Source organism: Chryseobacterium ginsengisoli (assembly GCF_039542325.1).
Lineage (GTDB): Bacteria > Bacteroidota > Bacteroidia > Flavobacteriales > Weeksellaceae > Chryseobacterium > Chryseobacterium ginsengisoli.
This window is the reverse complement of the sequence record NZ_BAABHX010000002.1, coordinates 751,721-776,950: the sequence shown is the minus strand read 5'-3', so window position 1 is coordinate 776,950 and position 25,230 is coordinate 751,721. Positions and strand designations below refer to the sequence as shown.

Below are 25,230 nucleotides of genomic sequence, written 5' to 3'. Positions count from 1 at the left end.
TCATTATTTTTGCTCAATTATAATAACCATGATGAAAATACTTTGTATTGGAGCGCTTTCGATGGCTTCTTTGTATTACGCTCAAAGCTTCCCAGCTTCTGCGATTCCTGAAAATCTGAAAAAAAATGCGGATGCGGTTATCAGAAAAGATTTTACGACAATTCAGATCAATAAGATTGATGATATAAGATATCAATATTATACGGTAACTACAGTTCTTAATAAAGATGGGGATTCTGATGCACAGGTTTTGATTCCTTATGAGAAAGGAGATAATATCTCGGATATCAAAGTTAATATTTATGACGAATCAGGAAAAAAAATAAAATCGTATTCTAAGTCTGATTTTGGAGATTTTGCTAATAATAATCAAGGAACATTTTACTCGAATCATCGAATAATGGCTTTGTCGTACACTCCGACTCAATATCCTTACACTGTCGAATTTTCTTACCAGATTAGTGATGAAAATACTATTTTTCTGCCGGATTTTGTGCCTTTCAGATCAGCTAATATTTCGCTGGAAGAAGCTCAGCTCAAAATAATTAACAAATCAGGAATCGAACTTAAAACAAAAACCTATCCTTCAAAATACAATTACGCTTCGGCTACAGAAAGTGATAGCGCAGGAGAAAGAATTTACAGCTATAAAAATGTTTCTGCGATTGATGATGCCTTTTTGGTTCCTCAACCTGTAAAAATTTTACCAAAAGTAAGTTTTGCCTTAACGAAATTCAATTTAGAAGGAAAACAGGGAAATATCAATAGTTGGAGTGACTTTGGATCTTGGTATTATAGCAGTATTTTACAGCCTGTTTCTTTGTCGACGCCTTCCATTAAAGCCGAAGTTGCAGCTTTGAACTTACAGGGGACAACTGAAGAAAAAGTAAAAAAACTTTATCAATATATGCAGACAAAAACGAGATATATTTTCGTTGCGTTGGGAATTGGCGGTTGGCAACCGATGCTTCCGGATGAAGTTCAGAAAAAAGGGTATGGAGATTGTAAAGGCTTGACCAATTACATGAAAACGTTGTTGGATGAGGCAGGAATTCCTTCGTATTATTCGGTGATAAATTCGAGTTCTTCGCCTGTTTCATTTGATAAAGATTTTCCAAAAATGGGAGGAAATCATGTAATTTTGATGGTTCCGACAGAAAAGGGAAATATTTGGCTGGAAAACACTTCTCAGCAGATTGCTTTTAACCATTTAAGTTATAGTACGACAGATAGAAATGTACTTTCTATAAGAAAAAATGGAATTGAATTGATTGATACTCCGGTTTATACAGCCGATCAAAGTAAAGAAAAACAGTTTCTTAAGATCAATCTTAACGAAGATAACAGCATTTCCGGGGAAGGCAATTTTTCTTTTACGGGGATTCAGTACGACAACAATCTGGTTTTGGCGACAATGTCTCCGAAAGAAAGGAATGAAGCTGTGAAAAACCTCTTGGACGTTTTACATTTTGAAAAAGTTGAAATGAAAAATTTCCTGAATGATAAAGATAATGCGGTTGCGAAATTCGATCTTGATTTTAAAGCAAACAATTATTCTAAAAATGCAGGAAGTAGTATTATTTTCAGAGCGGTTCCGATCTATTCAAATAATGTTTATAAAACAGAAGAAAACAGGGAGTTACCTTTTGAATTAAGACAATCTTTCGAAGACGAATATGAAATCAATTTTGCGATTCCTAAAAATTTTAAAATTGAAGAACTTCCGGAAAATGTTAATATTAATTCTGAATTCGGCACATACAAACTAAGTTTTGTGAAAAATGGAGAAGAATTAAAGGTAAACAGAACCATAAGAATTAATAAAGGTCTTTATCCGAAAGAAAAATACAACGATTATATCAATTTCAGAAAAAAAACAATTAATATCGACAACTCAAAAATTTTAATTTCTAAAATTTAACATGAAAAAAATAATATTGATTGCTTTTTGCTCAATGAATTTTATCTTTATTGATGCACAAAAGCATGAATTTCTAGAGCCTCCCAAATTCAATGAGGCAGATTTGTCAAAGCAAAAATCGGCTTTGGATGAAAATGCACCGGCGGAAATTTTATATAAATCTTTACATTTTAATATTGATTATAATACAGGAAATCTTATCAAAAAGGCTTTTTATAGAATCAAAATTTACGATAAAGATAAAGCGGAAGATTGGTTGAATCTTGAAATTCCTTTGTATCAGAGCGGAAGCGATCAGGAAACGATTTCGAAGATTAAAGCTTTTACTTATAATCTGGAAAATGGAGCTTCTGTGGCAACAAAAGTTGATAAAAGTTCGAAATATAAAAGTAAGGAAAGTAAAAACTATTCAATTACAAAATTTGCTTTTCCAAACGTGAAAAACGGCTCTGTCATTGAATATCAATATGAGGTAACTTCACCTTTTTTATTCATTATTCCTGAAATTCTTATTGAATCCGATACGCCTTCTTTATATACGGAATATGTTTTGGACAGCCCGTCAAATATTGCATATAACGTTAATTACACAGGGTTTTTGAATCCAAAATACAGGGAAGTTGACGAAAAAACAATGTATGGGATGAATTATAGAACATACAGATTCGGTTATGAAAATTTGAAGGGTTTCAAAGCTGAAAAGTTTGTAAATAATGACAGAAATTACAGGACAAAAATAAGTGCAGAACTTCATTCAACGAATTTTAGAGAACTGAAACTATATTCTTCATCTTGGGAACAGGTGAAACAAAGACTTTATGAAAATGATGATTTTGGAGGAGAATTAAAGAAAACCAAGCTGGCAAAAGAAAATATGCCTGCAAATATTGCCGGAATTTCTGACGAGATTGAGAAAGCAAATGCCATTTTCAATTATGTTAAAAATACTTTCACATGGAATAAAGACCGAGGACTATACACTGAAGACGGCATCAAAAAAATGCTCGAAACAAAGACTGGAAATGCTGCGGAAATCAATCTTTTTCTTGTAATGATGCTTCGTGAAGCAGGAATTAAAGCGGATCCATTGACGATTTCTACGGTAAGCAACGGTTTGATAAATATTGCATCTCCGAATATTTCTAACATGAACTTAGTAATTGCTGCAATCCAGACAAAAGACGGTTTTCATTTGTATGACGCGACAGCAAAGCAATCTTCGATGGATCAGTTGCCTCCGAGAGACTGGAATCAGTTTGGTATTTTAATTAATAAAGAAAAAGTTCAGCAATTATCGATGGTAAATGCTAAAACAAGTTTTACATACTTAACGGCTGAAGCGAAAATTAATGATGACGGAAGCATTTCGGGAACATATTCTGATAAGGATACGGGAACTTATGCAATGTTTGCAAAAGAAAATTATGATGATAATGCTGATAAATACAAGAAACAATATAAAGAAAACTTCGCTATAGATTTTACAAATATTGATTCTAAAGTTTTGGAAAACGGTGATTTTGAAAGTACAATGAAATTTTCTTCTGAGAATTTGATTGATAAAATAGGGAAGAAAATGATCATCAATCCGATGTTGTTTTTAAATAAAAATTCAAATGAGTTTGATCAGACTGAGGAAAGAAAATATATGATCGATTTTACTTCACCTTTCACCAGAGTTAAGAAAATTATCTTGGAAATTCCTGAAGGTTATGTAATCGAAGAAATGCCGAAAAGCAAAAAAATCGTTACCGATGATAAGGAAATTGAATACAGCTATATTGTAGAGCAGAAAGGAAATAAACTGGAAGCTACTTCTACAACGAAGATTCTGAGTCCGAATTATCCGAAAGAATATTATCCTGCATTCAAACAGATTTGGGGAGTGGCTTCAAAACAGGAAAATCAGGTAATTAGCTTAGTGAAGAAATAAGAAAGTTGATAAAATTTCAAAATATTTATAAAACCATTCATTTTTTGAATGGTTTTTGTATATAAGAAGGAAAATTAAAATTATGAAAAATACGATTGCGGTTTTGGCACTTTCTTCATTATTGGCTATTTCGGCTTGTAATAAGACTGAAAAAAATACTCAAAGCTCTGATAAAGTTGAAATTTCTGAACCCGAAAAATTTATTGTAGACTCTGTAAATATTGCAGATTCTACGAAAATTGCAGATTCTCTGACTGCAAAATTTGATTCTAAATTATTAGTCTTCCCGACGATAAAAAATAAACAGCTTTTAGACAGTATTTATTTTAAAATAAAAGGAAATCAAGACTGGTCTAAACAAGGTTTGGAAAAATTTTTACAGAAAGATAAAACAGACTATTTTACATCTATTAAAAATGACAGCAAAGATTGGATTTCAGATATAAGCTTTGCACAGGAATGGTATGAAAGTTCAGGGATGGAGCTTGTTTTCAACAAGAATGATTATATGCATATTGAATATTCGTGGGGATCTTATTCTGGAGGAGCACATGATAATTATGGTTTTTCGGAAAGGGTTTTTGATATAAAGAATAATAAAAAAGTTGAGCTAAAAGATATTACTTCGATGCCGAAAAACAAACTCGAAACATTGCTGATGAAAAATATTAATAACGTCAACAGTGGTACAACCGACGAAAATGGGAAAGTAAATAATTCTGAAATGCTTCTTGTTGATAAAATTCCTGCGACGGAAAATTTCTATTTTGATGATAAAAATCTGTATTTTCATTACAGTCCTTACGAAATCACAGCTTTTGCAGCAGGAGATATTACAATTCCGATTTCCTGGGAAGAGTTAAAAGGAACTTTAACTCCTGAATTTAAAAAGAGAATGAATATCAATTAGATACAATATAAAGCTTCCGATTTGGGAGCTTTTTTAATGAGTTGGAACATTTTTTGAGATCTATAAGGAACACTTCACTTAGACACATAATCGATGAAAAGACCTTATTTTGTATGGATATTTATTTTGCTCATGATAACCTTTGCCTGTAAAGAGATTGGAGTAAAAAAGAAAAATTCGACAGCCGACAGTTATTCCAATCTTAAGATAGATTCAGTAATTGAAGAAGATTCCTTAAAAATTTCCGATTCTTTGATGATAAAATATTCTTCGAAACTACTTTGGTTTCCGGATTTGGAAAATAAAAAATTGTTGAAAGAGATTTATTCGGGTCAAAACATCATCGATTATTCAAAAGAAGGATTAAAGAAATTTTTACAAGACGAAAAGAAGAATTTGTATGGTCAGCTTAAATCAAAAAAACTTTCAAATATAAAATCTAAGGATGATTGGCAATATGTTTCGCAGATGGATCTTAAAATGAACAAAAACGATTATCTCTATATTCAATATTATAACAATCAGTTTGAAGGAGGAGAAAAAGACCAATATCATTATCAGGAAAGGGTTTTTGATCTTAGAAATAATAAAAAATTGAAACTTTCTGATATTGTATCGCTTTCAAAAGAAGAAATTTCGAAACTTTTAAAGACGAATCTGGAAAAAACAACAATGATGCAGCAGATGAAAAAATATGATCAGAAAGGTTATGCAATTTTGTCATCAGCAAATATTCCTGTGACGGAAAACTTTTATTTTGATGATAATAACTTGTACTTTCATTACAATATGAACGAGATTTCTGAAAATTATGACATTGGAGATATTATTGTTCCGATTTCGTGGGATGATTTATCTGAAAATTTAAAAACAGATTTTAAAGAAAGAATGAAAATTAATTAATATTAATGCTTCCAAATGTGGAAGCATTTTTTAATTTTGTAACAATGGAAAAAGTAGCCTTTATCATCAATCCTTTTTCGGCGAAGAAAAACTATCAGCCGTTTCTCAATGAACTGAAAACTAAGGTGAAAGATCCTCTGTATTACATTTCAGAATCTATTCCCGGAACGGATGAGTTTATTCAGAGACATTTTAATGATGTAGATATTTTTGTGGCGATCGGAGGTGATGGTACAATTTCAACCGTTGCAAAGAATTTGATCAATACAGAAAAGATCCTGGCTATTTTTCCGGCAGGTTCCGGAAATGGCTTTTCCAATGAGACGCAATTCAGTAAGAATCTTGATGAATTATTAGAAAAAATTAAAGCAAAAAATTCCAGAAAGATTGATACTTTCACGGTTAATGATAAACTTTCGATCAACGTTTCCGGAACCGGATTTGACGGAAAAGTGGTAAAAGAATTCGAAAAAACAGATCGCGGATTCAAAAATTACATTAAAGTTTCCCTGAAAACATTCTTCAATTATAAACCGATTAAGGTTAAATTCTTTGATGAACAATATCAGCAATACAATGGCAAATATTTAATGCTGAATATCGCCAACACACGTCAATTCGGAAACAATGCATACATCGCTCCGAAAGCAAGCAAAAGTGATGGTTTGGTCGATATGGTTTTGGTGAAAAAATTTCCTTTGACGTATTCAGCGCTTTTTGCATTCAGAATGTTCACAAAAAAATTGAAAGACGACGATTACGTTACTTATCTTCCGGTTTCTGAAATAGAATTCAAGGTAAATACCAAAAACTGGCATCTCGATGGCGAATTCAACAAAATAAAATCACCAATTCACGTTAAAGTACAGCCTGCAAGTTTAACTATTCTGATATAATTTCAAAACGATTCAGTTATATTGTCATTCTGACGAAGGAAGAATCTATTATTGGTCATTAAAAATTAGCTATTCATCATTTTTTCAGGAGCTATTTCCCGCTTTTCGTTGCAATCTTTTTTTTCAAAAAAGGATTTCCTCTACAATCGGGGCTAGGATATTTGTCTGCAAAATTTAAGTTAAAACAAAAATATAAACATTAAAATAATAATTCAAAATGCTTCGAGAGCCGCAGCATGACATTTCTAATACTAACTATTTTTGCAGTTTGTTTTTAGCGATGTCATGCTGAGGCTCTCGAAGCATCTGAAAAATAATATAATTTCTAAGATCAAACTTCCAATTTTTTCTCAATCTCATTCGGATGATCCAGACAATATTGTAATTGATTTTTATCCAACTGTTTTTCCCAGTTTGCTACGACTACAGTTGCTACAGAATTTCCAATAACGTTTGTTAAAGCACGACATTCACTCATAAATTTATCAATTCCTAAAATCAAAGTCATTCCTGCAATAGGAATTTCGGGAACGACAGCTAAAGTTGCGGCTAAAGTCACAAAACCGGCTCCTGTAACTCCGGCTGCTCCTTTTGAACTTAACATAGCTACTAAAAGTAAAATAATCTGTTTCTCGATCGGAAGATGAATATTTAAAGCCTGGGCGATAAATAATGAAGCCAAAGTCATATAAATATTGGTTCCATCAAGGTTAAAAGAATATCCTGTTGGAACAACCAAACCTACAATCGCCTTCGTGCAACCTGCTTTTTCAAGTTTTTCCATAATTCCCGGAAGTGCAGATTCTGATGAACTTGTTCCTAAAACCAAAAGAAGCTCTTCTTTCAGGTAATACATTAATTTGAATATGTTGAAACCGTTATACCAAGCAACTGCGCCCAAAACTAAAACCACGAACAGGGCAGAAGTAATATAAAAGGTTCCTACTAAAAATATTAAGTTTAAAACAGAGTGAAGTCCGTATTTTCCGATAGTAAAAGCCATTGCTCCGAATGCTCCGATTGGGGCTAATTTCATCAGCATGTGCACAATTTTAAAGATTGGAGTAGAAAGATCCTGTAAAAATTCAGTTACTTTATGACTCTTTTCCTTTGTCAGAACTAATGAAACTCCCATTAAAATAGCAACCAGAAGCACCTGCAGAATATTTTCACCAACCAACGGACTGAACAGTGTTTCGGGAATTATATTCATCATAAAACCTGTCAAAGTTGTTTCATGGGCTTTTTGCTGATATTGTGAAACGTCTCCCGAAAGTGTTGCCGGATCAATATTTAAGCCGTGTCCGGGTTGTAGAATGTTTCCGACGATCAATCCTATAATTAAAGCTAAAGTTGAAAAAGTAACAAAATAGATCATCGCTTTTATGGCAATTCTTCCTACTTTTTTCAAATCTGTCATGTGTGCGATTCCTAAAGTCAGTGTAATGAAAATTACGGGAGCAATGATCATTTTTACCAATTTGATGAATCCGTCACCGAGAGGTTTCATTTTTTCGCCCAATTCAGGAAAGAATCTGCCTAAAAGAACCCCCGCAATAATTGCGATGATGACCTGAAAATAAATCTGTTGGTAGAATTTTTTTGTTTTCAAAAGAGATTGGATTTTAAAGTGCGAAAATTAATAAAATTTGCTTTAAAACATGATAGAAGTCATGAAAAGTTTCAGCGGGGCTGAAAGCCTCGCTGAAATTAAATCTTTAATTATTTTTTATTCTAAGATGTTTCGACAGGCTCAGCATGACAACGCTATAAAAATACTGTCAATAGTTAAAACAGTTAGTATTAGAAATGTCATGCTGAGGTTTTCAAAGCATTATTAATAATGTCTTTTTATTTAAATCATTCAACTGCCACAGAATCGTCACCACGACCATCTGCAACAGCATGAATATTTCCGTTATCATCAATCAAAATCATTTCCGTTCTTCCGATTTGATTCCATTTTTCGGATTTGTAGCCTAATTTTTCTAAATCTTTAATGGTAGTTTCAGGAAAATTCTTTTCAAAAGCAACGGTTTCAGGAAGCCATTGATGATGGAATTTAGGAGAATTAACGGAAAGATTAGCATTCAATTTAAAATCAACAATATCTACAATCGATTGATAAACAGATGTCGGAATCGTAGTTCCACCTGGAGTTCCGACAACCATATAAGGTTTTCCGTTTTTCAGAACAATTGTCGGAGTCATGGATGAAAGCATTCTTTTATTAGGCTGAATAGAATTTGCTTCACCTCCGACAGCTCCGAACATATTCGGAACACCTGGTTTTACGGAGAAATCATCCATTTCATTATTTAAGAAAAATCCGGCACCCGAAACGACGACTTTACTACCGTATAATCCATTCAATGTTGTAGTTACAGCCGCAGCATTTCCATCTTTATCAATCACGGAAATATGGGTCGTTTGTGTAGACTCTTTAGGTTGATTAATGATTTTCCCGACTTCTGAGCTTGGAGTTGCTTTATTAAAACTGAAACTTTTCCATCTATTTTTTAAATATTCATCAGATATTAAGTAAGATGTTTTGTCTTGAATAAAATCCGGATCACCCATATATTCGGCTCTGTCGGCAAAGGCTCTTCTTTCGGCTTCGACCATAATTTGAACCGCTTTTGTTGAGTTTTGCTGATATTTTTCTAAATTTTCATAACCCGCCATTTTCAACATTTGAGCCAATAAAATTCCGCCACTTGAAGGCAAAGGCATCGAAACTACATTATTTCCTTTATAATTAAATTCCAAGGCTTTCCTTTCTGCAACTTTATAGTTTTTAAGGTCTTCCAAAGTGATAATTCCGTTTCCTTTTTTCATTTCAGAAACCAGAAGTTCGGCAGTTTTTCCTTCGTAAAATCCTTTTAACCCTGATTTTTGAATTAATTTTAAAGTTTCTGCTAATTCTTTCTGAACTAAAATATCTCCCGATTTCCACGGCATATTTTTAATAAAAACAATTGTGGATTGATTGTGTTTTTGGAAATATTCTTTACTCGCATTTAGTAAATCGGCTTCCTGATCAGTTATGGCAAATCCTTTTTCTGCCAAATCAATCGCAGGTTGAATTAATTGATTCATAGGAAGTTTGCAATATTTCAATGTAGCAAAAAATCCCGCCACACTTCCTGGAACTCCGACTGCCAATCTTCCGTTTTGGGAAAGATCTGTATTGGCTTTTCCGTTTTTATCAACGTACATATCGTGAGTTGCTTTTTGTGGAGCAGTTTCACGGTAATCTAATGTAAATTTTTCACCGTTATTTTTAACACCAACCAAAAATCCGCCACCGCCGATATTTCCCGCTTGTGGATAAACAACCGCTAAAGCATATTGTGTGGCGACAATTGCATCGTAAGCATTTCCTCCCATTTTCAGGATTTTTGCGCCCGCTTCACTTGCCAGTGGATGTGCGGAAACAACGACACCTTTATTTTTAACTTTAACCTCTTTTACAATATTAATATCAGTGTATTGTGCTGAAAATGTGTGAGAAAATAGAATAAGTGAAATAATAATCTTTTTCATTTGCAAATTTTATAATCGAATTTACAATTTTGTTTTAAGATAGGCTTTAAAATATTTATTTTTGCTTTCGATCAACTAATAAAAAGAAAAATGGAATCCCACACGGAAAGAATACTTATTACTGGTGCTTTAGGACAGATCGGCACCGAACTTACAAACAGACTTGTTGAGATCCAAGGAGCGGACAATGTTGTTGCTTCAGGGCTTGACAGATGGCAAAAAGGAATCACTTCTGCCGGACATTATGAAAGAATGGATGTTACGAATACGCAATTGGTAAGACAAGTGATCAAAGATTATGAGATCACAACGGTTTATCATTTGGCGTCATTATTGTCGGGTACTTCAGAAAAGCAGCCGATTTTTGCATGGAAACTTAATCTTGAACCTCTTCTTCATTTTTGTGAATTGGCGAAAGAAGGGCTTATTCAAAAGATTTTCTGGCCAAGTTCTATCGCTGTTTTCGGGAAAGGAATTCCAAAGGAAAATGTGGAACAGGATGTTGTTTTAAATCCCACTACTGTTTACGGAATTTCTAAAATGGCGGGTGAAAAATGGTGCGAATATTATTTTGACAAGTATGGAGTAGATGTAAGAAGTATAAGATATCCTGGATTGATTTCATGGAAAACTCCTGCAGGTGGAGGAACAACTGACTACGCTGTTGAGATTTTTTACGAAGCCATTGAAGAAGGAAAATATACAAGTTTTATTTCTGAAAACACAGGAATGCCGATGTTGTATATGGACGACGCGATCAACGCAACATTGAAATTAATGGAAGCTCCAAAAGAAAGTTTGACGGTTCGTTCGTCTTATAATTTGGGAGGAATGTCATTTACTCCAAAAGAATTGGCGGAAGAAATTAAGAAAGAAATTCCAGGTTTTGAGATTGATTATAAACCGGATTTCAGACAACAGATTGCAGATTCGTGGCCGGCTTCAATTGATGATTCTGTAGCGAAAAAAGACTGGGGATTGACTTACGATTTCGGAATTTCTGAAATGACGAAAGATATGATCAAGAATCTTAAAGTGAAATTAGATAAAAATTAATTACTTAAAGTTAATATTTAATTAATTATTATTTTAACATCTGATTTTTAATTTATTATAAATTTTATCTAAAATTAAGTTTAAATGGTTTTGCTGACTTTCAATATTGTGGAGATTGAAGCTGAGTGCAAAAATGGAGTGGAAATTTCTGTTGAAGAAAGGATGAAAACCACAATTGATAATACGAAAGCTATTCTCAGAATTTTAGATATTCACGATACAAAAGCAAGTTTTTTTGTGGAAATTTCCATCGTAGAAAAACTTCAAAATCTATTAAAAGCAATTTCATCTCAAGGGCATGAAATTGCTTTTTATAATAAAAATTCCAGTCTTCAGGAAATTGAAGATGCGAAGAAATTCGTTCAGGAATTATTGGAAAAACAGATCCGCGGAATTCGACAAAAAGATTTTAAGCTGCCTCAAGAAAGTTTGAAATTAATGGAATTTAATTATGTTTCAAACATCGATAATGCGAATATTCTTTTCCCGTTTAAACGCCTAAAAAGAGATACACAAATCAACGAAGAAGATGGGTTGAGTATCGTTCCTGAAAGTATCTCTCCTTACAGTCAGTTGCCATATAATGATTTTGTGTTTCAGATGTTGCCAATGGATTATTATGAGAGTATGGTTTTTGAAACGCTGAAGAAAGATGAGTTTGTTTTGATTTATCTAAACTCTTGGCAGTTTACAGATTTTAAGAAATATCGATTTGATATTCCTTTTTACAGAAGATTGAATTCGGGCAAAAAAATGGAGGACAAATTAGATGCCCTTCTTAGTTGGATCAACGAGAAAGAGATGGCTACTTCTCGTATGAAAGATTATATATTTTAACTATGAAATCTAATTTAGAATTACCAAAAACGATAAGGTTTTTAAATAGAGATGAAATTCCTAATAATCCTTCGCTTTTAAAAAGATGGGAGGAATGTAAAACTGCAAATATCGTTCAGGGCTATACATTTAAATTAAATGAAAATAGTGCTGAAAATGAGTTGATTGGCTTCAAATTTTATTGTGAAATAAATATAGATAATTCTAATCTTTGGAATTTAATTCTAGCTTTATCAAAAACACTTCCTGATGTTGCTGCTGTTTTATTTGGGCATATTGATTTTGATCTCAATTATGGAAATTATAATGAAAAAACAGAGATACTAGAATTTATAAGTAAATATAAAAAAGAACTTACGCAGGATACTTTTATCAATTTCGGATTGATTTATAATGATGATGAAAATCTTGTAGAAATATTTGTAGACGAAAGTAAGTATATAAAATACTGGGGTGTAGGTGAGGAATTCTTTAGGAAAATAATGAATGATTTTAATTTAAAAGAAATCGAAAACCTTGAATTTATAGACGAATATCCTAAAGTTCGTGAAGTTTTAACAAGGTTTGATGAAAATGCGGTTGATTCAAATACACTTATCGAAATATTTTCTGAAAAATATCTTTAAACCCACCGCAATTTATTTTAAACTAAGCCAATTCAAAAAGCGTAATTTCCGGCAAAACACCAACTCTTCCAGGATATCCTAAAACTCCAAAGCCTCTGTTTACATAAAGCATTTTTCCTTCACTTTCATATAAATCCGCCCATTTTGGATATTTATACTGAACCGGTGACCATTTTACATTTTTCAAGTCCAGACCAAACTGCATTCCGTGTGTATGACCCGAAAGTGTCAAATGAATGTCTGTTGGGTGCTTTTTAACAACGTAATCGAAGTGAGTGGGATCATGGCTCATTAATATTTTTGTAGCATCTTTAGGAACGTCTTTTAAGGCGTCGTCTAATCTTCCGAATTGTGGAAAAGGTTTCAATCCCCAGTTTTCAACGCCAAGAATGTATAATTTTTCGCCGTTTTTTTCGATAATTCTGTGTTCGTTTCGAAGCATATCGAATCCGGCTTGTCTTTCGTAGTCGATTAATGTCTCAAGATTTTGTTTTTTCGCATCAGGTGAAGCCCAATTTATGTAATCACCATAATCGTGATTTCCAAGAACAGCCAGTTTCCCGTCTTTCGCTTTTATTTTAGAAAATAGTGGAATAAACGGTTTGAATTCTTCCGCTACATTATTCACCATATCTCCCGTAAATAAAACCAAATCAGGATTTTGCTCATTAATTAAATTAATCGCGTGTTCCAATTTACTCGGATCAGAAAAACTTCCGCTGTGGACATCTGAAATCTGTATGATTTTGTAGCCTTTGAAACTTTTTGGAAGGTTGGTAAAGTTTATTCTTACTCTTCTCACTTTGTGACGGTATTTTCCAAAAGTGATTCCATCGATGAAAAGGGCAGAAAGAACGCCTCCCAAACCTAATCCAACCAAGCTTAAGAACTTTCTTCTTTCCGGAAAAAAGTTTTCTGTCGGTTTTGCGAATCCTATCAGATAACTTCCCGTTCTGAAAATATCATCAATTAATAAAAATAAAACGATGAAAACTTTAGGCAAAATAAAAATCAGAAATAAGGAAATGGTTATTTGCATTCTCACGGTACTTCTGTCGGACTTCTGAAAATGCATAATTTCGTATGCGAAAAATCCATAAATAAGTAAAGAAGCAACCCAATAGCCGGTTCTTATCCAGGAATTATCCGTTAAAGTTCTTATTGCCTGATAAATATAAACTTCCAAAAAAAGGAAGATAACCGCAATTATTAAAAAATTTCTTTGCATAATTAAGTTTAAAAAAAGCACAAAGAATTATTTCCCTGTGCTTTTTTTATATTTTAAATTAATATTATTAAGGAAATCTGTAAACGATAGCATTGATGTTCATTCCGGCTCCAACCGAAGTCATTACAATGTTACCTTTTTCTTTAAACGTTTGACCCTCCATTTTTCCTTTAATTATTAAATCAAACATGGTAGGAATTGTTGCAACAGACGAATTTCCAAAGTCTTGGATCGTCATTGGAGAAACAGAATGGTCGTAATCTTTCACATCATAAAGCTTGTGAAGTCTTTCGATCATTGCATAATCCATTTTAGCATTTGCCTGATGAATCAAAATTTTGTTGATATCTTCAATAGAAAGACCTGCGTCTTCGATAGTTTCTTTAATAGCTGCAGGAACATTTTTCAAAGCGTATTCATATATTTTTCTACCCTGCATTCTTACAAATAAACGAGTCTGGTCAGAATCCTTGTTGATTGAAGGACCATTTGCCAAATAATCAAGTTCGATACCGTTGTCACAGATTGTATTGTGAGCAATGATTCCTACATTTTCCTCATCAGTCGCTTTTACAACTACCGCTCCGGCTCCGTCCGCAAAGATCATTCTGTTTCTGTCGTGTGGATCAGTTACTCTGCTTAAAGTTTCAGCGCCGATTACCAAAATAGTTTTGGCAACTTTAGCTTTGATTAAATTATCTGCCAAAATCATAGCTTCCACCCATCCAGGACATCCGAAAAGCATATCATAAGTGATACATTTTCTGTTTCTGATACCTAATTTGTTCTTTACTCTCGCAGCCATTGTCGGCATAAAGTCGGCGTATCCGTTTACAGTAACTTCTCCGAAATTACTTGCGTAAATAATATAATCTAATTCTTCCTGATCTATTTTCGCGTCTGCAATAGCAATCTTTGCAGCCTCGTAACCGATTTGTGAATTTGAAAGATCTTCATCAATAAATCTCCTGTTTTCTATCTCTGTAATTTCTACAAATTTTGCAATAGTTTCCTCTGCAGGTTTATCAATCTTCACTCCGTCTTCTGAATAAAACTCTGAATCAAGAAAAAAGTCTCTTCCAATAATCCTGTTGGGAAGATAAGATCCAGAACCAATAATGATCGTATTCGGCATTCGTTTATATGATTTTTTTTAAAGATGCAAAGTTAATAATTAATATTAATAACGAAGAATTAAAAATATTATTAAATTTGCAAAAATTGTACTTTACAATCTTATGAAAAACAACCCGTCCTTAAAAGGCTTACTTATTGCAGTTGTGGCGTTTATCGTTGCCTTTGGGATCTACTTCCTTTTTTTAGCGAAAAAGAACTCTTATGTGGTAGATAATCCTACTCCCAATACATTTTACTATAAAATAAATGACGGCTCCGAAGGAACTATTGCAGGAGGGCAGACTGTTCCTGTAGATTTGAATAAAGGAAAAAATTCTATTAAAGTTTTTGACCAGAATAAAAAATTATTATTCGATTCTGCGTTTGAAGTGAATAAAATTCGTGGTTTAATTAATATTGCACATCAGGATTATTATATCAATGATCAATATTATGGATACAATCTTAAAAAAGATTCATTACTTTTGGCGCTTGATAAGACTGTGATCGACGGAAAAGCATATTTTGGAGCGGCAAGACGCTTCAATAAATTATTTACTGATGATTTTTACTACAATGTGGATGAGGATTATGATAAAGTGATCAAAAACATTCAGCAGGTAGAATCGAGATCAAAGATCTTCAGAAAACAGGATTACCTTAATTATTATAAAGAATATTACAAGTTTTAAGTTTTGACAAAAGATATTACTAAAATTACGCCCTACAATTCTGAAGCTACAAAGAAGAGTCAGGTAGAGGATATGTTCGACAATATTGCACCAAAATACGATCTTCTGAATCGTGTTTTATCTCTGAAAATTGATGTTTTATGGAGAAATACTTTGGTGAAATGGATGAAAAATGATAATCCGCAGGAAGTGCTGGATGTGGCTACAGGAACGGGAGATTTGGCAATTACGATTGAAAAGGGAACAGGTTCAAAAGTAATTGGTTTAGATTTATCGCAACAAATGTTAAATGTTGGCGTTATTAAAATAAAAAAACTTAAATTAGACGGCAAAATTTCCATGCAAAAGGGGGATGCAGAAAAGTTGCCTTTCGAGGACAATAGATTCGATGCTGTTTCCGTTGCATTTGGAGTAAGGAATTTTGAAAACCTTACCAAAGGTTTGGCAGAATTAAGAAGAGTAGTTAAGGATAACAAGAGTGTTTACATACTGGAGTTTTCAAAGGTTGAGGGGTTTTTAGGGCCATTTTATATGTTTTATTTCAAAAATATATTACCTGCCATCGGCAGACTGGTTTCCAAAGATAACAGGGCGTATACATACCTTCCGGATTCCGTGAATGCTTTTCCTTTCGGGGAAAAGATGAGACAAATTCTTTTAGATACAGGATTTAAAAAAGTTGAATATAAAAAACTTAGTTTAGGTATAGCCACAATTTATAAAGCAACAAAGTAACCTATGAATAAATTTTTATTAAAAGCACTGGTTTTAGCCTCAGTAAATGTTGCAGTTTTAGCAAACGCGCAATTCAGAACTCGTAACAGAATGGATAAGTTGGAAGACTTTGATGAGCAAAAATTCAGTTGGGGTTTTTATTTGAATGGTAACAGACTAGACTACCGTATCGTTTTGAATCCTAGATATGGTATGAATAATAATCAGAATCTTGTTACATCGAAAGAAAGCTACAGTTTCGGGGCGGGTTTGATCGCAAAATGGAGACTGAATGATTTCTTGGATTTAAGATTAGAACCAGGGTTACAATTTGGTCAGAGACAGTTGACTTTCAACACACAATCAAATGACCAGTATGCTGCAGGTACTTTGACGAACGATGCTTTTATTCCAATGCCGTTAACGGAAAAAGATAGAGTAAGAGAGATCAAAACTACGTTGGTTGACGTTCCTGTATTGTTAGAATTCCACGGAAACAGATGGTACAACTCAAGACCTTACGTTGCAGCCGGTGTGAACTATATCGTAAATCTACAGTCGAATTCAGATTCTACTGATGATAACATGCAGCAGGTTTTCAGATCAACAACACACAACTTTGCTTGGTCTGCTGAAATGGGAATCCAGTTTTACTTTAATAAGTTTAAACTGACTCCTGCAGTAAGAGGGACATTCATTATGAATAATGAAATTGTGGCAGATAATGCGACTACACCTCCATACTGGACTTCTGCAATGTCTACTTTACAGACAAGAGCAATATTTTTCGTATTGAAATTTGAATAAGAAAATAGCTTATAAATACAAGAAGGAGATACATTTTGTGTCTCCTTTTTTATTTGATGTCAAAATATAGACCGTTTTATTTTTGTTAGTATTAATATTTTGTTATTTTTGCTAATAGTTAGAATATACAAAACCTGAAATGCTTCAAGATTTAGAAAATAATTTTTCAGAATTAGAAAAAAAGATTTTATTATTACAAAAGAATTATAAAAATCTTACTGAAAAGTTCTCGGAATTAAGTATTGAGCATGAAGACCTGAAGAAGAAATATGATGAGGAAAGAAAAAAAAGTCAGGTATTAGCAGAAGAACAAAAAAATATAAAACTTTATTCAGCAATATCAGGAAATCCTGAGCATAACAGATTGATGAAAAATCACATCAACAGATTGGTAAAAGAAGTAGATTTCTGTATTGCGCAGCTTCAAAACAGTGGATTATAATGGAGGTAAGAAGAATAACCATCAACATTGCAGGAAGGGTGTATCCGCTGAACGTACCGGCAGCAGAGGAAGAAACTTTGCGTAAAGTAGGGAAGCAGATTGAAAGTATGATTAAAGATTTTGAACAAAACTTCGATGTGAGAGACAAACAGGATGCTTTGGCAATGTGTGCCCTTAAATTGGGAACCAATGCGGAAGTGGTGTCTATGAACTACGATAAAACAATAAATTCTACCAACGAAAGATTAACACAAATTAATCAATCGCTGAATGAAAAATAGGGAAATAGATTTTTTTTCCCAACAGATCTGCCTACAATAATTCTAACACATTTAAGGTAAACTCAACGCTAAACAATTACCGAACAAATGTCCAGTGAATGGCGTGCCGGTTCTCCGGATTACAGACAGTGGAAATCAGTTCAAATCGTGTTGATTAGGAGTTTACTCTCAATCCCTGGATTATTGTGGGCTTTTTTATGTAAAAAATTAAAAGGATATGAATACAATTAAAACTCAATATAAATTATGATAGAAGTTATAATCGGCGTTGTTTGTTTAGTAGTCGGTGCTGTAGCGGGGATTTTATTCTCTAAAAGCTCATTGAATACTAAAGGAAAATTCATCATTGATGATGCAAAAAAGAATGCCGAAAACCTTATAGAAAAAGCTAACGTACAAGCGGAATCCATAAAGAAAGAGAAAAACCTTCAGGCTAAAGAGAAATTCTTGGAGCTAAAATCTCAGCATGATGCAGATATTCAAGCTCGTGAAAAGAAAATGCAGGAGATAGAAAAGAGAACGAAGGATAAAGAGAACAAGTTGAATGACGAGCTTAGCAAGACAGGAAAACTTGAAAAAGATCTGGACAAGCAAATTGCAGATTATTCTAAAAAAACAGAAATTTTAGAAAGAAAACAACAGGAATTAGACACTGCTACAGCTAAAAAGGTTGAAATTTTAGAAAAAATCTCTAATTATTCTGCAGAAGAAGCAAAAGCTGAATTGGTAGAATCTTTAAAAGCAGAAGCGAAAACAAGAGCTCAGGCGCACGTTCAGAGCATTATGGAAGAAGCTCAACTGAATGCAAAAGGAGAAGCGAGAAAAATCGTTATCCAGACAATTCAGAGAATCGGAACAGAGCAGGCTATCGAAAACTCAGTATCAGTATTTAATATTGAATCTGATGAGGTAAAAGGGAGAATTATTGGTAGAGAGGGTAGAAATATCCGTGCTTTGGAAGCAGTTACAGGTGTAGAAATTATTGTTGATGATACTCCGGAAGCAATTCTTCTATCATGTTTCGATCCGGTAAGAAGAGAGATCGCAAGATTATCACTTCACAGATTGGTTACAGATGGTAGAATTCACCCTGCAAGAATCGAAGAAGTTGTAGAAAAAACAAGAAAACAGATCGAGGAGGAGATTATTGAAGTTGGTAAAAGAACGATCATTGATTTAGGAATCCACGGATTACACCCGGAATTGATCAAAATCGTAGGTAGAATGAAATACCGTTCATCTTACGGACAAAACTTATTACAGCACTCGAGAGAGGTAGCAAATATCGCTGCAACAATGGCTGCAGAACTAGGATTAAATGTAAAATTGGCTAAAAGAGCAGGTCTTTTACACGATATCGGTAAAGTTCCGGAGCAGGAATCTGAACTTCCTCACGCTTTATTAGGTATGCAATGGGCAGAAAAATATGGTGAAAATGCAGAGGTTGTTAACGCAATCGGAGCTCACCACGACGAAGTTGAAATGACTTCATTATTGTCTCCAATTATTCAGGTTGCCGATGCAATTTCAGGAGCAAGACCGGGAGCAAGAAGACAGGTTTTGGAATCTTATATCCAAAGATTAAAAGACCTTGAATCTGCAGCATTAAGCTTTGAAGGAGTATCTTCAGCTTATGCAATTCAGGCAGGTAGAGAGTTGAGAGTAATGGTAGAAAGTGGAAAAGTAAATGATGAAGTTGCTTCTCAGTTATCTTACGACATTTCGGAAAAAATCCAAAACGAACTTACTTATCCAGGACAAGTGAAAGTAACGGTGATCAGAGAAACGAGAGCTGTGAATATTGCGAGATAATAATCGAAAAAAGATAATTCATAAAAACCTTTCAAGAAATTGAAAGGTTTTTTATTTTTAGCAAAATTTAAAAATCCAAAATGCAAGAACTTTCTCTATCTTCAAAAATGAGACTTATTTTTTCTATTCCTGTCGTTATTGCGGCTTTAGGTTATTTCGTAGATATATACGACCTTCTTTTGTTTGGTATTGTGAGGATTCCGAGTTTAAAGGCTTTAGGCTTAAATCCAGATGTCGACGGAACATTTATTTTAAATGCTCAGATGATCGGTTTATTGATTGGTGGTATTTTCTGGGGAATTTTCGGAGATAAAAAAGGAAGATTGTCCGTTTTATTTGGTTCGATCTTAGTATATTCTTTGGCAAATATTGCTTGTGGATTTTTACCTTATTTTCCAAAAGAACATTTAGTATATCAATATGCAGGCTTAAGATTCATTGCAGGAATTGGACTTGCCGGTGAACTTGGAGCCGGAATTACACTTGTTTCTGAGAGTCTACCGAAGAATTTAAGGGCAATTGGAACTTCAGTTGTTGCAGGCTTTGGATTAATGGGTGCCGTTGTTGCTCAGTTAACCGTAGAATTAGCCGGAGGTTGGAATATTTCATACATCATAGGTGGAGTTTTAGGTATTCTTTTATTGTTTTTAAGAATCAGCGTTTCCGAATCTGGGATTTATAAAAATATTGAACATGAATCTGTCTCAAAAGGAAATTTTCTTTCGTTTTTTACGAATAAAGATCGTTTGATAAGATATTTAAAATGTATTGCTATCGGGTTGCCAACTTGGTATTGTATTGGAATTTTAGCTGTTTTAGCCAACCAATTTGCTCCTGAAATGGGGATTGAAAGCGTGAGTCCGGGAAAAGCAATTATGTGGGCTTATGTAGGAATTTCTATAGGAGATTTTACGAGTGGATTCATTTCTCATCTTTTAAAATCCCGTAAAATGGCAATTTTCTATATGTTGACTTTTACAATTGTCGGCGTTGCCATTATGCTTTTTGGAAATACAAACTCAGAGACAAAATATTATATTTTCTGTGTTTGGTTAGGTTTGGGAACAGGTTATTGGGCAATGTTTGTGACGCTTGCTGCCGAACAGTTTGGGACAAATATCAGAAATACGGCAACGACTACTGTTCCGAATATGGTTCGTGGATTGGTCCCTGTGATGATATTTGCTTTTGACTTTTTTAAGAAAGATGTTTCGGTGATTATGAGTGCTGCCATTGTTGGAATTATTGTGTTTGGTTTGGCTTTTTATTCGTCATTAACGATCTCTGAAACCCATGATAAGGATTTAGAATTTACAGAATAATTATGACTGTTTAAGAAATATTTATACATAATTCAGCGTTATAATATTAATAAGTTCAATGAAATAAACAAATTATAAAATTTAATATTAAATTATGCGTTGAATAATTAATATTTGTTTAACTTTGAAAAATCACCAAACTATTCTATAATCTAAATCAAATCACAATGCAAAACAACATTTTAAAAAACGCTAAGAAGCTTAGAAAAGACGATCTTAAAAACATCGTTGGAGGAGTTGGAAAAATTGGAACTCCAGATTTGTCATTATGCGGCTGCAGTTGTACAGGAGCCGTTACAGGTCCGAAGTATTGCTCATCTTATATTGCTTGTCCGCAGGTAATTACCTGCTAATCAAATAGAATTATTTCAACTAGAAATAAACATTTCCACATTTAATACGCAAAAGCCTTTTGGGACCTTCCAGAAGGTTTTTGTAATTTATTAAGATGTGGAAGATTTGTAAATACCTGAATTACAGATCTGAAAAACTTTTATCATTAAGACTTTCAAATCTCCTGTTTTTTGCTTCCCCGATTTTCTGTTTCGTATAAATACTGTTATTTCCTGAAAACAAATAAGATACAATACAGGCAATGGCTATATAAATTCCACATTCTGCACCAAATAATTCAATTCCCATCAATATACAAGCGAGTGGAGTATTGGTTGCCCCTGCGAAAACCGCGACAAATCCCATTCCGGCTAATAGACAAAACGGAAGAGGAATAAATAACGACAAAGCGCTTCCTAAAGTTGCCCCGATAAAGAACAAAGGAGTCACTTCTCCACCTTTAAAACCAGCCGAAAGCGTAACTATTGTAAAAATCATTTTTAAAGCAAAATCGTATAGTGGAAGTTGCTTTTCAAAAGATTCTAAAATTGTTGGAATTCCCAACCCAATGTATCTTGTTGTTCCCATCGCAAAAACTGCGACTGCAACAATAATTCCACCTATAACAGGACGAAACGGAGGATATTTTATTTCTAATTTAAAAACAGAACCCATCCAATGAATAAGTTTACTGAAAGCAGCTGAACAAATTCCGAATGCAATTCCTGCTAAAATGCTGTATAAAATTGGCAAAAATTCAAGTTTTGGAATAAAATCGATATGATAATGCGTATGTTTTACATTCCAAAGACTTGTTGTCCAGTCTGCCAGAATTGCAGAAACAAATGCTGGAAAAATCGCATTATAACGAATTCTTCCGATTAAAAAAACTTCCAGACCAAAAACGGCTCCGGCTAAAGGTGTCCTGAAAACAGAGCCAAAACCTGCTGCAATGGCAGAAATAATTAATATTTTTCTTTCATTTTGATCAAGTTTAAAAGGTTTTGTCAGTTGATCCGCAATTGCACCTGCCATTTGTAAAGCTGTTCCTTCTCGACCTGCTGAACCACCGAAAAAGTGAGTGATAATTGTTCCTAAATAAACAAAAGGTGCCATTTTAAAAGGAATAATTTGCTTAGGCTCATGAATATTTTCGAGCAGTAGATTATTTCCGCCTTCTACATCTTTTCCGAAATAATAATATAAAAGCCCTACCAAAAAACCTGCAAGCGGAAGAAAAACAATCAACCAAATATGATTTTCTCTGAAATTTGTCGCCCATTCCAAAGACTGTAAAAAGCCTGCAGAAGCCGTTCCTACTAATGCTCCGATGATAAGACTTATAGAAAGCCATTTTAAAATATATGGTAAAGCCGGATATTTTCTGAAGAAAAATCTTGTGTGAAGTTTTGTTTTTGAGCTAAAGTTTCGTTGAATTTTAGACATAATATTCCTGATCAAATTACTGTTAATAATCTCTTAATCAGGCGTCATCAGCTTTTGAAAAGCGGTTGGGTAAGGAAGAACACCATTTCCTTTGATACAAATATAGGTATTATTTTAAATAGAAATCGTTTTTCATGATATAATCACGGCTCATTTTGATACTTTCAAAAATATCTTTATTACTGGAATCCTGTTCCAAAAACCAATGCTCAAGACCTGCTTTTTCTCTGGCTTCGAAAATTCTTTTAAAATCAATGGTTCCGTTTCCGATTTCTGCAAAGTTTTTTGTTTCGGCTTTCATATCTTTCACATGCCACAAGGGAAACCTTTTCGGATATTTTTCAAAATAAATTAACGGATCAATTCCAGCCTTGGAAATCCAATATAAATCAAGTTCCATTTTAACTAAATCTGATGAAGAATTTTTTAGGATAAAATCATAAATATTTTGTTGATCATCAAACTTTTCGAATTCAAAATCATGATTATGATACGCAAACTGGATTCCTGACATTTTCGTTATTTCTCCAGATTTATTAAGTAATTCAGGAAGTTTTTTATAATTTTCAATGGTTCGCTCTTCCGGAAAAAGATAAGAACAGACCATATATTTTGAGCCGACAAATTGTAAATCTTCCACAGATTTTTCCCAATTGTTTAATAAAGTTCCCTGCTCTTTGTGAAGAATTCCGGTGGTGTGATGTGAGCTGATGACTTTTAAACCAACATTTTTTAGAATAGCTTGAAATTCATTTCTGTTTTTTCCAAAAAAAGTTCCGCTATAACCGTAGATTTCTAATTCTGTAAAACCTAGATTTGCCAATCGTTCCAAAGTCTTTTCCAGATTTTCTGAAACAGCGTCTCGAACTGTATATAATTGAATTGCCAACGTTTTTTTATTGCTTTTAAAAATTGATATTCCACAAGAATACAAACCTAAAAATCCTAAAGAAGAAAGTTTGAGAAAGTCTTTTCGCTGCATTCTATAAAAAAGGTTTCATTTCGTCTTCAATCTGCGTTCTTAATTCCATCAGACGTTTTGCATATTTTTCCTGTTGTTTTTCTTCTTCGGTTTCGGGAATCCATTTTGGGACAGGAAGTTTTTTACCATTCTCATCAACTGCAACAAAAACAATAATACAATGAGTTTTCTTATCGAAATTTGGCTGTTTTAGATTTCTCGAAAAAACGTTGATCGAAATATGCATACTCGAAGAACCTGTGTAAATAACCTGTGCTTCTACTTTTACAATTTCCCCAATTTTAATAGGCTCATAAAAACGTATTCCACCAACGTAGACCGTTACGGAATAATTTCCGCTCCAGGTCGTTGCACATGCATAACCTGCCTGATCGATCCATTTCATCACACTTCCTCCATGTACATTTCCTCCATAATTGACATCCGAAGGCTCCGAAATAAACTGAAAAGTAATAGGTTTGTTTTCCATTTCCACTAAAAATTTGATTGAATAAAGGTATTTAATAATTTTCAAAATAATGGATTAAATCCTACTTTTGAAGTCCGAAAGTTGAATGAAGATGAATTTTAATTAATAACAGACTTAAAAATAATAATGAAAAAAGTATTTTATCTTAATACGTGTGACACTTGCAGAAAAATTTTAGCAAAATTCGACCTTACAGATTGGGAACTTCGCGAGATTAAAAAAGAGCCGATCACAAAAGAAGAGTTGGAAGAAATGTACAAACAAACGAAATCTTACGAGTCGCTTTTCAGTAAAAAATCTACTCAAATTAAATTAAGAGAACTGGATGCAAAGTCTTTAACAGAAAAGGATTTCAAGGAATTATTATTAGATCATTATACTTTTTTGAAGCGCCCTGTTTTTATCACAGATGATAAAATTTTCGTTGGGAATGATAAGAAAAATGTTGAAGCTTTGCAGGAATTTTTTGGTGTGAATGAGTAATGAGCTTAGGTTTGGAAATTTATTTTGTTTTTGATGTTGAAGAGCCTCAATCTGAATATTCGGAATTGATACGCTATTACGATTTCGATCATAGAAACGGATTAAATACGGTGATAACAGGTGAAGATGCTATTGATGTACTTGATGATGAAATACGATTGCTAAGACAAATTGAAAAGGTGTTACAGCTTGATCTGACCTTATTGGATTTTTGGAAAGAGTATGACAAATTTATCGAAATAAAATCTTTACGGTTAAAGTTGCTAGAATTGGAAGCCGAATTAGTGAAAAATCCTGAATTTTACCAAAAAATATATGGGATACATGATATAATAAAGAAATATCTGAAGAATAATTTTTTGCAGGATATCCGTTTTTTAATTGAAAGACTAAACCTTAATATTGAAAATGGCGCATCCAAAGTAAAATATATTTCCAATTGAGGTTTAAAAAAGGTTTCTAAAAAATAACCGCC

At 33.4% G+C, this 25,230-nt stretch carries 25 protein-coding genes and 1 riboswitch; of the genes, 18 read left to right on the top strand and 7 right to left on the bottom strand.

Translation table 11 applies throughout. From position 1 onward, the window contains the following. Positions 1 to 28: 28 nt before the first annotated feature. The 5 genes from ABD940_RS08565 to ABD940_RS08545 all read left to right on the top strand — a co-directional run bounded on the left by ABD940_RS08565 (position 29) and on the right by ABD940_RS08545 (position 6,563). A complete protein-coding gene (locus ABD940_RS08565) occupies positions 29 to 1,921 on the top strand; it encodes a DUF3857 domain-containing protein (protein WP_345202380.1) in 1,893 nt (630 codons plus the stop codon). Position 1,922: 1 nt separating this feature from the next. After that, positions 1,923 to 3,854 (top strand): transglutaminase-like domain-containing protein, encoded by a 1,932-nt coding sequence (locus ABD940_RS08560; RefSeq protein ID WP_345202378.1) that lies wholly within the window; start codon positions 1,923 to 1,925, stop codon positions 3,852 to 3,854. A gap of 82 nt (positions 3,855 to 3,936) precedes the next feature. Next, positions 3,937 to 4,764, top strand: coding sequence for an RsiV family protein (locus ABD940_RS08555; protein WP_345202376.1), 828 nt, complete (start codon positions 3,937 to 3,939; stop codon positions 4,762 to 4,764). A 93-nt stretch (positions 4,765 to 4,857) separates the two neighbouring features. Then, entirely contained in the window at positions 4,858 to 5,667 is an 810-nt protein-coding gene (locus ABD940_RS08550; RefSeq protein ID WP_345202374.1) for a DUF3298 domain-containing protein, read from the top strand. Positions 5,668 to 5,711: 44 nt separating this feature from the next. Beyond that, positions 5,712 to 6,563: a diacylglycerol/lipid kinase family protein gene (locus tag ABD940_RS08545; RefSeq protein WP_345202372.1), complete on the top strand. Its 852-nt coding sequence runs from the start codon at positions 5,712 to 5,714 to the stop codon at positions 6,561 to 6,563. A gap of 331 nt (positions 6,564 to 6,894) precedes the next feature. Here ABD940_RS08545 and ABD940_RS08540 read toward each other — a convergent pair whose 3' ends face one another. Together ABD940_RS08540 and ggt are read right to left on the bottom strand one after the other, a co-directional pair. Beyond that, on the bottom strand, positions 6,895 to 8,175 hold the full coding sequence (locus tag ABD940_RS08540; RefSeq protein WP_345202370.1) for a dicarboxylate/amino acid:cation symporter: 1,281 nt from the start codon (positions 8,173 to 8,175) through the stop codon (positions 6,895 to 6,897). Positions 8,176 to 8,423: 248 nt separating this feature from the next. Continuing rightward, the gene (gene ggt / locus ABD940_RS08535) at positions 8,424 to 10,109 is read right to left on the bottom strand and encodes a gamma-glutamyltransferase (protein WP_345202368.1); all 1,686 of its coding nucleotides are present in this window, start codon (positions 10,107 to 10,109) and stop codon (positions 8,424 to 8,426) included. 90 nt (positions 10,110 to 10,199) lie between these two features. On the opposite strand from ggt, the gene ABD940_RS08530 reads away from it, so the two are divergent. From ABD940_RS08530 to ABD940_RS08520, 3 genes are all read left to right on the top strand, one after another. Further along, entirely contained in the window at positions 10,200 to 11,165 is a 966-nt protein-coding gene (locus tag ABD940_RS08530; protein ID WP_345202365.1) for an NAD-dependent epimerase/dehydratase family protein, read from the top strand. An 84-nt stretch (positions 11,166 to 11,249) separates the two neighbouring features. Further along, positions 11,250 to 12,002 carry a polysaccharide deacetylase family protein gene (locus tag ABD940_RS08525; RefSeq protein ID WP_345202363.1) on the top strand — a complete coding sequence of 251 codons (753 nt, stop codon included), beginning with the start codon at positions 11,250 to 11,252 and terminating at the stop codon, positions 12,000 to 12,002. A 2-nt stretch (positions 12,003 to 12,004) separates the two neighbouring features. Continuing rightward, positions 12,005 to 12,628, top strand: coding sequence for a hypothetical protein (locus ABD940_RS08520; RefSeq protein ID WP_345202361.1), 624 nt, complete (start codon positions 12,005 to 12,007; stop codon positions 12,626 to 12,628). A 22-nt stretch (positions 12,629 to 12,650) separates the two neighbouring features. Here the strand turns inward: ABD940_RS08520 and ABD940_RS08515 are convergent, their stop codons facing one another. Beyond that, positions 12,651 to 13,856: a metallophosphoesterase gene (locus ABD940_RS08515; protein ID WP_345202358.1), complete on the bottom strand. Its 1,206-nt coding sequence runs from the start codon at positions 13,854 to 13,856 to the stop codon at positions 12,651 to 12,653. A 67-nt stretch (positions 13,857 to 13,923) separates the two neighbouring features. Then, positions 13,924 to 14,991, bottom strand: coding sequence for a 3-oxoacyl-ACP synthase III family protein (locus ABD940_RS08510; RefSeq protein WP_345202356.1), 1,068 nt, complete (start codon positions 14,989 to 14,991; stop codon positions 13,924 to 13,926). 103 nt (positions 14,992 to 15,094) lie between these two features. Between ABD940_RS08510 and ABD940_RS08505 the strand changes: the two genes are divergently transcribed. From ABD940_RS08505 to ABD940_RS08470, 8 genes are all read left to right on the top strand, one after another. Then, entirely contained in the window at positions 15,095 to 15,664 is a 570-nt protein-coding gene (locus tag ABD940_RS08505; RefSeq protein WP_345202353.1) for a hypothetical protein, read from the top strand. Between the two features lie 3 nt (positions 15,665 to 15,667). After that, positions 15,668 to 16,399 (top strand): bifunctional demethylmenaquinone methyltransferase/2-methoxy-6-polyprenyl-1,4-benzoquinol methylase UbiE, encoded by a 732-nt coding sequence (ubiE, locus tag ABD940_RS08500; RefSeq protein WP_345202350.1) that lies wholly within the window; start codon positions 15,668 to 15,670, stop codon positions 16,397 to 16,399. A gap of 3 nt (positions 16,400 to 16,402) precedes the next feature. Further along, a complete protein-coding gene (porT, locus tag ABD940_RS08495; protein WP_345202348.1) occupies positions 16,403 to 17,185 on the top strand; it encodes a type IX secretion/gliding motility protein PorT/SprT in 783 nt (260 codons plus the stop codon). A 139-nt stretch (positions 17,186 to 17,324) separates the two neighbouring features. Then, complete coding sequence (locus ABD940_RS08490) at positions 17,325 to 17,627, top strand: hypothetical protein (RefSeq protein ID WP_345202345.1); 303 nt, start codon at positions 17,325 to 17,327, stop codon at positions 17,625 to 17,627. Next, the gene (locus ABD940_RS08485) at positions 17,627 to 17,908 is read left to right on the top strand and encodes a cell division protein ZapA (RefSeq protein WP_345202343.1); all 282 of its coding nucleotides are present in this window, start codon (positions 17,627 to 17,629) and stop codon (positions 17,906 to 17,908) included. Before ABD940_RS08490 ends, ABD940_RS08485 begins: the two co-directional genes overlap by 1 nt. A gap of 246 nt (positions 17,909 to 18,154) precedes the next feature. Beyond that, positions 18,155 to 19,720, top strand: a complete 1,566-nt coding sequence (gene rny, locus ABD940_RS08480; protein ID WP_345202340.1) for a ribonuclease Y — start codon at positions 18,155 to 18,157, stop codon at positions 19,718 to 19,720. A gap of 80 nt (positions 19,721 to 19,800) precedes the next feature. Then, entirely contained in the window at positions 19,801 to 21,042 is a 1,242-nt protein-coding gene (locus ABD940_RS08475; RefSeq protein WP_345202337.1) for an MFS transporter, read from the top strand. Between the two features lie 167 nt (positions 21,043 to 21,209). Beyond that, positions 21,210 to 21,395 carry a hypothetical protein gene (locus tag ABD940_RS08470; protein ID WP_345202335.1) on the top strand — a complete coding sequence of 62 codons (186 nt, stop codon included), beginning with the start codon at positions 21,210 to 21,212 and terminating at the stop codon, positions 21,393 to 21,395. A gap of 121 nt (positions 21,396 to 21,516) precedes the next feature. On the opposite strand, the gene ABD940_RS08465 is transcribed toward ABD940_RS08470, so the two are convergent. The 3 genes from ABD940_RS08465 to ABD940_RS08455 form a co-directional block, all read right to left on the bottom strand. Next, entirely contained in the window at positions 21,517 to 22,821 is a 1,305-nt protein-coding gene (locus tag ABD940_RS08465) for a voltage-gated chloride channel family protein (RefSeq protein ID WP_345202333.1), read from the bottom strand. A gap of 31 nt (positions 22,822 to 22,852) precedes the next feature. Continuing rightward, a riboswitch (Fluoride riboswitch) is annotated at positions 22,853 to 22,920 on the bottom strand. Positions 22,921 to 22,930: 10 nt separating this feature from the next. After that, positions 22,931 to 23,803 carry a sugar phosphate isomerase/epimerase family protein gene (locus ABD940_RS08460; protein ID WP_345202330.1) on the bottom strand — a complete coding sequence of 291 codons (873 nt, stop codon included), beginning with the start codon at positions 23,801 to 23,803 and terminating at the stop codon, positions 22,931 to 22,933. A 1-nt stretch (position 23,804) separates the two neighbouring features. After that, positions 23,805 to 24,272, bottom strand: coding sequence for an acyl-CoA thioesterase (locus ABD940_RS08455; protein WP_345202328.1), 468 nt, complete (start codon positions 24,270 to 24,272; stop codon positions 23,805 to 23,807). A 126-nt stretch (positions 24,273 to 24,398) separates the two neighbouring features. On the opposite strand from ABD940_RS08455, the gene ABD940_RS08450 reads away from it, so the two are divergent. Further along, positions 24,399 to 24,755, top strand: a complete 357-nt coding sequence (locus ABD940_RS08450; protein ID WP_345202325.1) for an arsenate reductase family protein — start codon at positions 24,399 to 24,401, stop codon at positions 24,753 to 24,755. Continuing rightward, positions 24,755 to 25,198, top strand: coding sequence for a hypothetical protein (locus ABD940_RS08445; RefSeq protein ID WP_345202322.1), 444 nt, complete (start codon positions 24,755 to 24,757; stop codon positions 25,196 to 25,198). Before ABD940_RS08450 ends, ABD940_RS08445 begins: the two co-directional genes overlap by 1 nt. Positions 25,199 to 25,230 lie beyond the last annotated feature (32 nt).